The 14,420-nt window shown below is 57.0% G+C and carries 7 protein-coding genes and 3 pseudogenes; 2 read left to right on the top strand and 8 right to left on the bottom strand.

Annotation, left to right across the window (positions count from 1 at the left end):
- Positions 1-32: 32 nt before the first annotated feature.
- The 4 genes from A6U98_RS06485 to A6U98_RS06470 are packed head-to-tail and all read right to left on the bottom strand — an operon-like array spanning position 33 to position 5,335.
- Entirely contained in the window at positions 33-1,874 is a 1,842-nt protein-coding gene (locus A6U98_RS06485) for a glycosyltransferase (protein WP_064648747.1), read from the bottom strand.
- A 4-nt stretch (positions 1,875-1,878) separates the two neighbouring features.
- Complete coding sequence (locus tag A6U98_RS06480) at positions 1,879-2,922, bottom strand: UDP-glucuronic acid decarboxylase family protein (RefSeq protein WP_064648744.1); 1,044 nt, start codon at positions 2,920-2,922, stop codon at positions 1,879-1,881.
- 45 nt (positions 2,923-2,967) lie between these two features.
- On the bottom strand, positions 2,968-4,461 hold the full coding sequence (locus tag A6U98_RS06475; RefSeq protein WP_064648767.1) for a sugar transferase: 1,494 nt from the start codon (positions 4,459-4,461) through the stop codon (positions 2,968-2,970).
- Between the two features lie 7 nt (positions 4,462-4,468).
- A complete protein-coding gene (locus tag A6U98_RS06470; protein WP_064648742.1) occupies positions 4,469-5,335 on the bottom strand; it encodes a WecB/TagA/CpsF family glycosyltransferase in 867 nt (288 codons plus the stop codon).
- A gap of 234 nt (positions 5,336-5,569) precedes the next feature.
- Here A6U98_RS06470 and A6U98_RS37500 point away from each other — a divergent pair.
- Positions 5,570-5,754 (top strand): annotated as a pseudogene (locus tag A6U98_RS37500) (transposase); the annotation flags it as partial.
- Between the two features lie 14 nt (positions 5,755-5,768).
- Here A6U98_RS37500 and A6U98_RS35505 read toward each other — a convergent pair.
- Positions 5,769-6,730 (bottom strand): annotated as a pseudogene (locus A6U98_RS35505) (IS481 family transposase).
- 411 nt (positions 6,731-7,141) lie between these two features.
- Positions 7,142-7,308 (bottom strand): annotated as a pseudogene (locus tag A6U98_RS37495) (IS6 family transposase); the annotation flags it as partial.
- Between the two features lie 428 nt (positions 7,309-7,736).
- On the opposite strand from A6U98_RS37495, the gene A6U98_RS06460 reads away from it, so the two are divergent.
- Complete coding sequence (locus A6U98_RS06460) at positions 7,737-9,992, top strand: choice-of-anchor Q domain-containing protein (RefSeq protein WP_064648738.1); 2,256 nt, start codon at positions 7,737-7,739, stop codon at positions 9,990-9,992.
- Positions 9,993-10,366: 374 nt separating this feature from the next.
- Here the strand turns inward: A6U98_RS06460 and A6U98_RS06455 are convergent, their stop codons facing one another.
- The gene (locus tag A6U98_RS06455; RefSeq protein ID WP_064648736.1) at positions 10,367-12,496 is read right to left on the bottom strand and encodes a right-handed parallel beta-helix repeat-containing protein; all 2,130 of its coding nucleotides are present in this window, start codon (positions 12,494-12,496) and stop codon (positions 10,367-10,369) included.
- On the bottom strand, positions 12,493-13,818 hold the full coding sequence (locus A6U98_RS06450) for an O-antigen ligase family protein (RefSeq protein ID WP_064648734.1): 1,326 nt from the start codon (positions 13,816-13,818) through the stop codon (positions 12,493-12,495). Before A6U98_RS06450 ends, A6U98_RS06455 begins: the two co-directional genes overlap by 4 nt.
- Between the last annotated feature and the right edge of the window lie 602 nt (positions 13,819-14,420).

Genomic DNA, 14,420 nt, shown 5'->3' with positions numbered 1-14,420 from the left:
AAAACCGCTTCGCACTTTTCCTGGAATTGCTCTTAATTGCCGGTGCCCATAGGAAGCCTGGAAAGCGCTGTCCGGATCCTGCGCAACGGGCCTCTCTGCGAATGGGGGACCAGAGCGCGCGCAAGATGCCAGAAATATCGGAATTCAGGCAGCGGCGGTACATTCGGCCGCAGGCCATTCAGGCGCAGTCTGACCATCAGGCCATCGACGCCCGAATATAGTCGCAGACGCCAACCAGCATCACGTTTGAAATGTGGAAATGTTACTTTCTCGCCGGCGCCGCTTCCACCGACGGGAGCGTGACGAAGAACATTTGCGAGATCTGGCTGCTGACAGCGCTCAAGAATATCGGAAAACCATGCAAGCCACTCGGAATCGCTCCGATCAGGAATCTGGTGAATACTTTTTCGATCGCTGCCATCCCGTCTCGAGACGACCCCATCGCCTGAGCGACCGAGTTGCGCGATGAGGAGGCGCGCGCGCATGAATTCGTCGTGGGATGAAGATGGATAGAAATCTTGCAGCCTCCGCGCCCGCTCAAACTGGCCTCTGCAAATCAAAGCCAGAAGGAAGTACGCCCACTCGACCGGATCGGGGTTGAGTGCGCCATATTCGGACATGGTCACCTTGACCAGGTCCATCAGAAGGTCATAGGCGCGCTCGGCGTCGCCCTCCTGCAATGCACAGACGGCAAGGCGGAATTTGGCCTCGGGCAGGTAGGATACATAGTCCAAGCAGCGCGCGTAGCACTGCTTGGCTTCCTCCACCCTGCCCTGCTCGAGAAGCAAGTCGCCCTGCTTCAGCAAAGAGCGATCGCTCGCTTCCCCCACGATATGGGCGCTCTCTTGCTTGGAGATCCGCTGGATCTTTGTAAGATCGCCGAAGGGGCCGGACTGGATGATCTTTTCGCCGAACTGCAGGCCCTTGTTCAGCATGAACCACTGATATATTTGCGGCCTGTGGCTCAGTGTATGACACGAATGGATCAAACCGTAACCGGCCGTCGTGATACGCCGTATTTCGTCTGGATGGGCAAAAAGGTAATCTAGTCGCTCGACGACGTTTTGGCCGTCAACAAAGACACAGTTTTCCATGTCGACAAAGCCGGCTGCCTCCACTGCTGCCGTGCGTTCGGTCACGAGACAGGCATTTGCCCCGGGAATCTCGAAGTGCTTGCGTACGACCTCGCCGCCCATAGTGCCGCATGTGGGGACGATGAGGCTCGCGTTGAGCGCGCGCGCATAAGCCTCTCCAGACAGGAGCTGGGAAGCCAGCTTGCTCTCATAGGCGTGTTGTGGCGAGACCAGGCAGGGGTAACGGTCGCGAATCATCGGAAAGACCGTCTGTCGCCAAGGATAAAGGCCATAGGCCTGACCTGTGAGCATGGCCGGGATGACCTTTTGCTGGCCATAGTCGTGGTAGACTTCGGGATCGATGAAATTTGGCCAGACGAACAGATTCTCCTTCACCGCCGGCATATATTCCGGAGTCATCGTTGCGATCGCGAAATACGTCTCGATGCCCCACTGCTCCATATCGGAAAGGAAGCCCGCGCGTCGATCACACCATGCGTCGGCGTTATGCAGGCCAAGCTTCGGAACGGCGATATGGGTATTGGTGTTGGTGATTTTTATTCGACGTGAGCCATGCGACCGATAACCGCTTTCAAACAGCGTCAGATCCGGTTCGTACCTGTCGCACATCTCTGCATAATCGCAGTCGCGGTTAATGACGACGACATCGAAATGTGTTGCGAGGCATTTGACCTGCTGCTGCATGTGCAGCAGCAGGTAACCGGCCGCGTTCGCATTGGGCTGATGGTCCCATTGAAAAAAAACGAGCCGTGGTTTTCGATCATTAAAGTTGCTATTCATGTCCCTATCGAATGGCTTCAGGAGCAGTGAGTTCGACGTTCGCAGACGCTAGATGCGGATAAGCCTCTTGCGAGGACTTTGCGCTAAGCCTGTTCCTTACGCCGCCGGAAAGCTTCCACTCGAAATAAGCGATCGTCCTCTCAAGCCCCTCACGAAGGTTCACCTTCGGCTGCCAGCCCAGTTGTTGCGTTGCGCGGCTGATATCCGGCTTGCGCTGTGTCGGATCGTCAACTGGCAGATCCTTGAAGACGATGCCGGACTTCGATCCGGTCATTTCGACCACCATTTCTGCCAATTCACGGACCTGGAACTCTCCGGGGTTGCCGAGATTGATGGGGCCCGTAACCCCAGCGGGCGCCCCCATCAAACGGATAAAGCCGTCGATCAGGTCGTCCACATAGCAGAAGGAGCGCGTTTGCGTGCCATTGCCGAAGATGGTGATCGGCTCGTTTCGAAGCGCCTGAACGATGAAATTGGAGACGACGCGGCCGTCATTAGTCTGCATGCGCGGCCCATAGGTGTTGAAGATCCGCGCCACCCGGATTTCCACACCATACTGACGATGATAGTCGAAGAACAACGTTTCGGCACACCGCTTGCCTTCGTCATAGCATGCCCGCGGGCCTATTGGATTGACACTGCCCCGATACTCCTCCGGTTGCGGGTGGACTGCCGGATCGCCATAAACTTCGCTCGTGGATGCCTGGAAGATCTTCGCCTTGGTGCGTTTGGCCAGGCCGAGCATATTGATGGCGCCGTGCACATTGGTCTTCACGGTCTGCACGGGATCGAATTGATAGTGGACCGGAGATGCCGGGCAAGCGAGATTGTAGATCTCGTCGACCTCCACATAAAGCGGGAAGGTGATGTCGTGACGAAGAATCTCAAAGCGGGGATCGTCGAGAAGGTGCAGTACATTGTCGCGCGAACCGGTGTAGTAATTGTCCACGCAAAGAACGTCATTGCCCTCTCGCAAAAGCCTTTCACACAGGAATGATCCCAGAAATCCGGTGCCGCCGGTTACCATAACTCGCTTTTGTCCGTGCATTAGTGTGCTCCGTTGTTGACGGTTGCCTCGCGGAAGCGAGGATGGTTAGTAGGCTCCCCTGCGTTTGAAGACCGCAGGGATTGTGCTGAGAATAATTTGGCAGTCGAGCCACAGGGACCGGTTGTCGATGTAGAACTCGTCGAGTTGCTGCTGCAGTTCGATATCGGCATTGCTTCGTTCGGATATCTGCCAGAGGCCCGTCAGCCCCGGTGTTACCGAACGCCGCTTGTCACGAAATTCGCTATCCATCGCTGAAAGGTGATATTCTGGAAACGGACGTGGTCCGACGATGGCCATCTGCCCCGCAATGATGTTTGCCAATTGCGGCAACTCGTCGATGCTCGAAGAGCGCAGCATATGTCCTATAACCGGAAGGACGCGCGGATCGTCCTTGAGCTTGAAGTGGCTCATCCACTCGGCGCGCATGTTAGGGTCATCTCGGAAGACTGTTTCAAGGCGCTGTTCTGCATCCTGATACATCGTCCTCAATTTCAGGACGTGTACCGGCTTGCCGAACCGCCCCTCCCTGGTGTGTCGGAAGAAGACGGGGCCTGGATCGATGGCATAGATTGCGGCCGCTGCAAACGCGATGAATGGGGCGACCACGATCGATGCAGGGATGGCGATTGCGAGATCGAGGATCCGGCGAACCAGGTCCGAGTTCAGTGAACTCCCACTGTTGGTAAGGCGAATACCGATTTCTCCGCCGACATCCGCAGGTCGCAATCCGCTTACCTTGAGGCTCGGCGTGTCGGACAGCAAAATGACTTCGGCGAACTTCCGACGCATCGCCGCCAAATCGGGTGCAAATGCGCCTGTGTCGCCCGCAATCACGGCAATGGATGGCCCGCCATCGGGCAATGCCTCCAAGCTATCAGGGGAAATGGCCTCCGGCCTGATGCCATACTGCCAGTGGTTCTTGAAATGGGCCACGAGAGCGGGAGTGAGGTTGCCCCGCCCTATAACAACCGCGTGCTCCCCCCAGACTCCAATTTTCCAGCACAGGCCCCGTGCAAGCCAATGCACAGATGGCTGAACAATCAGCCCAAGAGCGAGGAACCCAATGACGGCGAGCAGCAGTCGTTCCCCCTCCGGCAGGACAATTGCTCCAAACGCCGCCAGGACAGCCACCTTGACGGCAGCTACAGTGCGCCGCCGCAGATGTTCGTGGTCATGCAGCCGATATCCAGGATAGAGGCCGGCCGATGCGTAAAGAATAATGGCGGCGAGTGCTGCGATCGTGAGCGTACGCTCCGCCATCGTGCCCTCCAAACCACTGGGGAAAAAGGACAGGACAACAAAATAGGCGACCAGATAGCTTGCAATGTCGCCGGCGACCAGGAAGGACGAAGTTGCAAGCCGAGGGACCCGACGCCGTATTGCGACAGGCATATTCAGCCCTGCCCGGTCAAAGGGATCGGCGGTCTTAGCTGCTATAGGCGGCACGGAACCTGCCGCAATCGCCCGCGACGTCATGTCACTTGATGTGGCTGCCTTCGACGGACGCGGTGTCATTGCTGGCGACGCAAATAAGGACATGATGGCTTTACACCTTTGCAGCTGCTTCTTTTGGCGCACTTGGTCCAAAAACCGCGTCTTCGATCGGAAACTTCCGAAGCCCCAGTCTCTGGAATGCCGTCAGTGAGATGAAGGTCGGTACGACGAGCGCATAGCGCCGCCACAGCCGTCGCGGCTCGCATAAAAGACGAAACGCCCATTCGAAGCCGCTTCTTTGAATGAACCTTGGAGCCTGCCGCTTGAGGCCGGCGTGGAAATCGAATGCGGCTCCGACACCGATGAGCATCGATGCTTCCAGACGATCGCGCATGCGCGCCATCCAGAGTTCCTGCTTGGGACTGCTCAGCCCGACCCAGATGACATCCGCGCCCGACCGATTGAGCCGATCAGCAATCTCCGTTTCCTCCCGCGTCGACAGTTTGCGAAAAGGTGGCGCATAGGAGCCGACGATCCGTGCTTGGGGAAATTTGGCAAGAAGGCGCGCCTGCAGTTGTTCGAGCGTTTCGGCCGTTGCGCCATAGAGGAAATGGCGCAAGCCCTTGGAGCTGCCGGAATCGAAAACGGATAACATAAGATCCGGTCCATAGACCCTGTCGCTTTCGGCATGACCGGCATGTTTCAATGCCCATACCAACGGCATGCCGTCGGGTGTCACGAGAAACGCACGGTTATGTATCGACCGGAGTTGGGGATCATCTTGACATCGGACGACACCGTGCGCGTCGCGAACGCACACATATTCCTTCCTGCCGTCTTCGATCGCTTTTTGAATAAAGCCAGTCGCACTTTTGAGATTAACTGCCGAAATACGAACGCCAAGGACATTGATCCATTCCAAAGAACTCGTTTGATTGAGAACTGAATCTTGGCTTCTGTCTGCTGATTGCTTTCTCATGACCTACGCTTTCGCGATCTAACCTGTCATTAGAATATGCTGCCAAGACGATTGCCTCCATACTTGCGGCTCTAACTATTGGACGTAGAAGAGACTTCAGTTTCTACGTCTTACGCCGAGATAGATTACATATTCGAAGTAAGGCTATGTACCCCCACTGCTTGCCAGGTTGCTCTTTTTGATGAGTGCTGTCCGGAAAGAGCGGTTTGACCTCGGCAAAGCCGAACGCAGCTCGTCAGCCCGCCAGACCGCAACCGAAAAGCCCCGTGCGCCTACGACGCAGACCTCTACAGGGAGCGCAATCGCATGGAGCGCTCCTTCGGCAAGCTCAAGCAGTTTGGAGCGTCGCAACCCGATACGACAAACTGCGCGTGAACTTCATGGGGTTCGTCAGGCTCGCCGCAAGCTCAAATAGTTAAATCGTCCCCACGCTCTAGGTGTTTAGTCCCCGGAATTGATGGATTGGGTTGAGGCTGAAGTTTTTCGGCTCTGAAGTCCATCGTCTACAGATGAATTCGTATGGCGTGAGGCCTTTGAGGGTCTTCAAGCGGCGGCCGAAATTGTAGGCGGCGAGGAAGTCGGTGAGATGCCGGGTGAGTTGGTCGTGACTGTCGTAATGATAGCGTTTGACGGTGGCTTCCTTGATTGTCCGGTTCATTCTTTCGACCTGACCGTTGGTCCAGGGGTGATTGGGTTTGGTAAGTCGGTGTTCGATGCCATGTGTTCGGCATGTACGATCGAACATATGGATGCGCAGCCTTGCCGTGGGTCCATTGCGGCGAGAAGGCAGATCGCAAAACTGGATGCCGTTGCCCGTCAGGACGGTATGAATTTTGTAGGGTACGGCCTCGACCAGGGCCTTCAGGAAAGCTGCAGCGGTATGGATGTTGGCGCTTTCCTCGAGGTGGGCGAAAGCGAATTTGGATGTCCGATCACTGGCAACGAAGAGTTGGAGCTTGCCTTCGGCAGTCTGGACCTGGGCACGATGTGAAAGTAGCCGATAGGGTAGGCCTTGAATTCCTTCTTCGCCGGCTTGTCACCGTCGATATCAATCAGGCGACTGATGCCATGTCGCTGAAGGCATCGATGCAACGACGATCGTGTAAGGTGAGGAATCGTCGCCTGCAGACTGTAGAGGCAGTCGTCTAGCGGCAACAGCGTATGCCGGCGGAAGGCGATGATGATCGCTTCATCTTCGGTCGACAGAACGGTGGACTTCAGCTCTTTCGGCCCAGTCGGAAGATCGGCGATCGAAGTCCGTTTCTTCCACTTGGCGACCGTCTTCTGATTGGTCCCGTAGCGCTTCGAAAGTGCTCTCAAGCTCTCTTGACTATGCGGTATCGCTCGTCGGACCGCCTCTGTCGTGCGGGCGCTCCCATGTAGAATTTGTCCCATAGCGAATCTCTCCAGGCTCGCGAGAAGATTGCACCATCAAATCCGGGATCAAACATCTAGGAAGGCGGAGCGTCCGCTACCTTGGATCTTCCACCTTGACTGCCGGATGCAGAGCAAGATCGAAGCGGCGGCCATCACCGTTGCCATCCGAGTTAAACAGTTGTCCCCATCCGTTCACTGCGACCAGGGCAACTCATAGTCTACGGCAACCATCGATATGCTTCTTTACAACGCGGCGAGAAAAACCAGGGACCCTGCGGGGCGGCCCGCTTATGAGATGAATATGGTGCATGCATCTTGCCCACCGGATCGATCCAAGCCGGGTCAGCCGACGGAGCAAGTTGGATTCCATAGAGAGCGACTTTCTCGACTACCGATCTAAGCGCCACCGATCCGAGGTCTCGCCCAGCGGCCTAACTTGGTCGCCCACTCAGACACGGCCTGGAACGAGACATCGATACCGCGCTCGCCAAGCAGATCGTCGACATAAGGCAGGCCCAGCGGAAACGGAAAGTGTAGTCATGCACATGCCCGATGATCTCGGCGGGAAAGCGGTGGCGCTTGAAATGCTGGGCGATGGGTTGGTCGAATCGCTTCGGTCGACCTCACATTGCCATCTCGATCAGCACCAATCGTAAGGCGATACTGCCCAAAATTGTCGAATTCTGAAAAAAATGTCGATTCCGCATTTGGCGGGAGCAATCCAGCCAAGCCCATCAGGTTTTTCTAAAGTTTTCAATGGATGCATGACGCTCTGGTTGCAGAAAGAATAACTCGCGGAGAGCGAGATATTAATACTGCCACATTTTGGGCGACTCTAAATTCACCAAATATTTCAAAACGTAACTTTGGATCGATTCGGATATTGTGGCAGCAATAAGGCTATGCTTCTCAAGCACTTACTGTTGCGTTGCTGTTGCACCCTCCAAAATGTCGCCCTATAACCTGCCGCCGTAACGCAGGATTAACCACAGATATTAACGGGCGGGGGTTGAGGAACAAGACCATGACAACATACTACGTAGCAACGACTGGCAGCAACGGGGGTAACGGCAGTGCCTCCTCTCCATTCCGCACGATCGGCGAGGCGATGTCGGCGAACCTTAGACCCGGCGACGAGGTCGTGGTGAAGGCAGGGACTTACAACGAAGCTATCAACATCGACAAAGACGGCTCGGCGGCAGCCGACATCACGCTGCGCTCGGAAGTGCCCGGCGGGGCCCTGATCCGGCCGCCCGCGGGCTCGTGGAACGCGATCAGTGTCAACGCCAACTACGTGACAATCGACGGCTTTGACATCGGCGGCGCCAAAGGCGACGGCATTGAAGCGAACAACGCCCACCACATCTCAGTTCTCAACAACAAGGTCCACGGTAGCGGCGAGTCCGGCATCCAGTTCAACCAGTCGGACTTCATCAAAATCGAAGGGAACGAGACCTACAATAACGCATCGACGGGCTGGTTCTCCGGTATCTCGATCTACCAGAACCGGAACATCACTGGCGATACTTCGACGGACGGCTACCGGACGATCGTGCGCAACAACATCTCGCATGACAACGTCACGAAGTCGGGTGCGCACACCGATGGCAACGGCATCATCATCGACGATTTCCAGAGCACGCAGACGAGCGGTCATCCGAACTACACTTTCAAGACCCTGGTCGAGAACAACCTTGTCTACGAGAACGGCGGCAAAGGCATCCAGGTTACCTGGAGCGACTCCGTCACGGTGAAAAACAACACCGCATACCACAACAATCAGGACCCACAGAACAGCGGCACCTGGCGCGGCGAGCTCAGCAATTCGGCGTCGAGCAACAACACCTGGGTCAACAACATCGCCGTGGCGGACCCATCGCTGAACAAGAACAACACCGCGATCGATAACACGTCGACCGACAGCTACAAGAACACTAACGTCGTCTGGGCCAACAACATCACCTACAACGGCACGGCCGGCCAGGCTTCGGTCAAGACCGACGGCGGCAACGCGATGCCGAGCGCGGCGAACGGCAACCAGCTCGGCGTCGACCCGAAATTCTCGGGTGCAGCGAGCGACAACTTCCACCTCGGCTCCGGCTCGGCGGCGATCGACCACGGAACCAGCAAGTACGGCGTCAGCTCGGTCGATCTAGACGGCCACGCCCGCGTCGTTGGAACTGTCGATGTCGGTGCCTACGAATCGAGCTCCAGCGCAGCACCGGGAACGCCAACTACGCCGACGAATCCGGGGACGCCAACCACGCCGACGCAACCGGGGACGCCAACCACACCGACACAACCGGGAACGCCAACCACGCCGACGAAGGCGTTCATCGGCACCAGCGGCAACGACATCCTGCCACACACCGGTCAGTCCAACGGCGGCAACGAAACCTTCAAGGGTCTCGGCGGTAGCGACGTGTTGAAGGGCGGCGCCGGCGCAGACGTGCTCGACGGTGGTAGTGGCAACGACACGGCCAGCTATGCAGGCTCCGGCGCGGTCAGCGTCAATTTGGCGACCAAGGCCGCATCGGGCGGGCAGGCCACCGGTGACAAGATCGCCAGCGTCGAAAACTTGACTGGCTCCAGCTACAACGACGTGCTGACCGGCGGCAATGGCGGCAGTAACGTTCTCAATGGCGGAGCTGGCGCGGACAAGCTCACCGGCGGCGCCGGCGGGGACATCCTCAATGGTGGTGCCGACAACGACACGGCCGGCTATGCGGGCTCCGGCGGGGTCAACGTCAACTTGGCGACTGGAGCCGCAACGGGCGGCCATGCCGCCGGTGACAAGTTCGTCAGCATCGAAAACTTGACTGGCTCCAGCTACAACGACGTGCTGACCGGAAATAGCGGCAGCAACGTTCTCGATGGTGGCGCTGGTGCGGACAAGCTGAACGGCGGACTCGGCAACGACAAGCTGCTCGGAAAGGCCGGCGCAGACATTCTGACCGGTGGCGGCGGCGGCGATACCTTCGTCTTCAATGTGAAGCCCGACAATATCAGCATCGACCATATCCGGGATTTCTCCTCCGCGGCTGGCGACAAGCTGATGCTCGATCATTCGATTTTCGCCTCGCTCAGCCTGTCCCAATTTTCGGACGAGAATTTCGTTCTCGGAACAAAAGCGCTCGAGGCTGATGACAAGCTGATCTACGATCAGAAGAGCGGCATTCTATCCTATGACGCGGATGGAAGCGCAGCGGGCGCGGCCGTCCATGTTGCGGATCTCGATAATTCCGCAGCACTTCACTTCAAAGACTTCCTGCTAGTCTGACTTGGCCGGCCCGTCGCCTTCTGGCGGCGGGCTGCCGCACTACGCGCTTTTCCAGGCTCCTCTTGCCGGCGTGACATTCCCGGCCACATTGCACGGTGATGCCACCCGTGCAGGTCAGGAGATGCCTTTGCCCTGGATCGTCTAAATCGCCGGGGGACCCGCGTTTGCCTTTGGTCCCACCCGGCACAAAGCCCCTGATACGCTCCATCTCCAAAAGTCAGTGTTCAATCTCAGTTGCTCCAGCCGGGAATCCCCAACCACCAATCTTCACCACGCCCCAGGTCCTGATTTTGACGCACATACTTGTAGAGGTCGTTATCTAGTCTAGTGGGCGTTGTCGCCGCAGGAACACTGCTCGTCGCCGCGCCCTTTTGTTACTCGGGCCGCGCGACGACGCTTTCGGTGTCCGCCCCAGCCTTCTGAAGATCCTGTAAACTGCCAAATTCTCCCGAAGGCATGATTCTAGGATGTATTCGGAAGCTCTTGTCGTTCAAATTGCCGGTGTAGCGATTATTCGCGAACTGCACGTATCCAGGCCCATGGTCTGGAGCGTAGACATACGCTGCAATCCCGTTGCTGCTGTCGATCGACACGATATTGCTCTCGACACGATTAGGACGTGCCCATGGCGGACGCCAACCCCTGCCCGTACCGTCATCAATGCGAAAAGCCGCTCCCGATCCGTGCGTGATGACGTTTCCCGTCACCAAGTTGCTCCAGCCGCCGTTGATGCCGATCGCCGATATGTTGTCCGAGAGCGTATTTCCTTCGATGCGCACACCACTGGCCTTGCCATCGGTGTAGATCGCCCAACTGATAGGAGTGGGCCATTCATTGATATTTTCATATCCGAAAGGCCAAAACGTCCCATCGACCCTATTCATAAGTTGACCTGTCCCGGTGACCAGATTGTAGCGGATGCTGCTGTTCAGGAGGTCTGCCTGCTCGCCCATTAGCTTGATGGCACCGCCATCTGCCGTCTGCTGATTGGCATTGCGGATCTCGTTATGTTCGATGACTGCGTCATGAACTGCGTCTTGTGCACCCCACAGTGAGCCGCCGGCAATACCGAACTGCGCAGTATTCTCGACCAGGTTATGAGCGATCCTGATACTGTCGGTCGCCTGGAACCATATCCCCGCGGTTTCAAAGTAAACCCTTCCGATGTCATGAATATGGTTCGACAGGATTATGGCACCGTCGGATTTGCCGAAGCTGCCATAGGTCGTTCCAACGTAAATCCCGTTGCCAGCCACATCTCCAATTACGTTGCCGGCAATCAAGACATCTTTGCTCTCGGAAACATGGATGCCGACGCCGACATTGTCGATGGAGTTGCCGAGCAGCCGAACACCGTCCGAGTGATCGAGCCGTATGGCCCCAAAGCTTCTGGTATCGGTACCGAACTTGCCGCTGCCCCGCGGATCCCCATCCCGAAACTGGAGCCCCGATACAACCATCCCGTCGGCTCCATCCAGCCTGAGGAAGGTCGGCAGAATGCCGACCACAGCCGTAGAACTTGTTGGTAGTCCATCGGTCGGGATATAATCGAGTTGACCTTTGGTGCGGTCGTACCACCACTCCCCGGGCGCATCGAGCAGCGCCGCCGCCCCGGTCAAAAAATAGCGGCTGCCTTCTGCGGTGAAGAAATAGCCGGTGCCTTGGGTATTTATCGCCCGGTTCGCGGTGTCGATTGAAACCACTGGGAGGGTGTCACTGCCCCACTGGCTGCCGGGATGAAAACCACCGACGATGTGGGCGACAAGGCCTGCTGCATTTTTTGAGATCGGAAGATCGCCGGCATGGAAACAAAAGCGAGTGTTACCATGCCATAGATCGTCGTCCTGCGTGCACTTGGCCGCGAAAAGCCATCCTTTGCGTGGGTCTCCATCGAGTGGAGCGTTGGGAAAGCGAGCCTGCGTCTGGCGCGCGCCGCTGACGAAAAGATCGCCCACATCCCGGCCCGCAGGCAGCTTTAGTGACGCCTTCCAGCGGCCATCGGCCTGCGCCGTCCAATTGCGCACAATCGGGCCGCCGTGCAGAACCGGCGCCTCGTTGCATCTCGCCGCGATGATCAGGCCGGCATCGCGAGCATCGAAGACTATCGGTTCAGCAAGATAGTAATCCCCATTGCCCATTGCGATCGTATTCTGGCCGCCCTTCTGGCGCGCAGCATCCCGCGCTCTTTCAATACTGGCAAAAGGACCGTCTGTACGCCGAGAATTTGCTTTAGGAAGCTGGCCACTCCAGGTGTCTTTGCCATCAGGAGAGACATAGAATACTGCCCGGGCCGCGGATGCTCCGGTCAATATGTTGCTCAGTGAAGTCCCCTTCAGCTTGTCCGAAAAGGTCGCCGGCGAAGCTTCGGCGCAGGTTGCCTCCCTGACCGCCGTCCGCAATCTGTCGGGAGAGTCTGCATCCGGGCTCACCGAGGCCAGCTTGCTCGGCTGCGGAAAGAGCATCGCAAGCAAAATGCCCAAGATCGGTGCGAAGCGGTGCCTCATGAGATTTGCAGCTCCGCCGTTGGGCCGCGGGCCGGTGCTCGCAGTTGGCGGCTGGGAGCCGTCGAAACAACAACAGGCTTGTAAAGAGAGAACATGAGGATGGCTGTTGTGAACAGAATGAAAATCGCGTCATTCTGGATCAGGAAGATCGTCTCGGTCAGGTTCATCACCAAAACCACAACCGTGAAGACGTTCAGCCAGAGCCAGCCATAAGGCGGGTCCGCGCATTGGAGGGCCGCCCCTTGGCGGAGTGCCTGCAAAAGCATCAGAACGAACAAAGTCATTCCGCTTATTCCGAAACTCAGCAGCGTATCTCGGAATCCATTATGGGCGTGGGGAGCCATCCATTGGATCTTTGACCAGATAATCCAGGCTTCGGGATTCGCCTCTGTCCAAAACGCTTGGTAGCCGAAGCCGAGCAGCAGATGATCGGCGATCTGCCCATCGACCAACTCCCACAAAGGCACTCGGCCCGTCAAAGTGGCATCCTTGCCAAGCGCCTCAAGGAATGGGACCAGGAATTCGTGAAGCAAAAGGAGGATCCCGACGAACATTTGAACAAAAAACAGGATGAAGACGATGCGACCGATGCCACGGATCCGCTGCAACATGGAGTAGAACCCGATCAGACAATATGCGGACACCGTTGCAATTGTCGCGGTCATCGAACCGGAAAGGAAGAGACAAGCCCCGCCCGCGATCAGCAAGATCAAAGCGGTTCGCCGCAAGCCTCGATTGCCGTCCATTAATACGGCGGTCGACACGAGTATCATCATGCCGGCGTACCAACCAAGGCTGTTCTTGTGGATGAATATGCCGCGCACCGCGCTGTCCGTGGGCATGCGAGCGAGCCCAGGCGACACCACAAGAAGCAACAGGCTGAGGACGATACATGTTCCGAACGTGGCAAATGCGATGAGAAGCAACTGCCTCGGCGTAAAGCGTATCGCCAACACATAAGCCAGAAGTACAGTGAAGAGCAGGCCGATGGCACGCCTGAAAGTCGTCGACGGGCCAACCGACCAGAAGACAGACACGAAGGGCATGGCGACCATCAGCGGGACAAACCAATTTCGCTTAAGTGCTGTGATGAATTGCGGAAAATTTCGTGCCAGGATCAGCAACGTAAACCCGTATACGGGTAGACAAAGCAGACGCAATATAGACCTGGCATGACCGCTAAGGCCTCCGTCGGCATCCGCCAACATGAGCGGGAAAAGCGCGCCTGTCTGAAGAAAAACGCATAGGCCTGCGCCCCAGCACTCTATTGCCCGCCAACTGACAGTCGGCCCATTCGCTATTCTAAGCGTATACGCTCTCATTACCCGTCCCGACTTGCTTGGACTGATGAGAGGCTGTTGATCGCGGCAATCTGGAAAGACATGGGTCCCCTTTCATAGCAGCGCTGCCTGCTGACCAACAATCATCCCGCCACATCCCCGGTCAACCAACGCAAACGAAGGCGGGGCTAAGCCTAACGTCCATACCCATCATCCAAGGACGTTGTTTGGATTATGCTTACGGTCTACCCCTCCCCCAAAAGTTGGTGCTGGAACCTACGACATTGCCCATAAGAGGAGATGTCACCCGTGACCAATCACCGATAGCTTGACGATGAAAGCATACCGCGAAGCACGTCGCACTGAGCCGCAGTTTCCGGTGAAGTGAGGCAATAATTCTGGCGCAGCCGGCTGTTGGCAGGTGACGCTTAGAAGGGTTGGGATTGCAATGGTTCTGCGTCATGGTCCTGGTTTTGTACATTATATAAGAGGAGCGTCACGCGTTGCGGCGTTGTCGGCGGTGATCCTACCGGCTCAAGGCGAAATCCTGATCGAGCAGAACTCCTTCCATCAATTCGCGCTGCCAACTGCGCGAGCGTTCGCAACTCCGGCGCACCGACGTGTCGCCCAGCGACGCGCTTGAG

It is taken from the genome of Rhizobium sp. WYCCWR10014, assembly GCF_001657485.1.
In the GTDB taxonomy this organism is placed as follows: Bacteria; Pseudomonadota; Alphaproteobacteria; order Rhizobiales; family Rhizobiaceae; genus Rhizobium.
The sequence above is the reverse complement of the archived record's forward strand: the minus strand, read 5'-3'. Positions and strand labels throughout refer to the sequence as shown.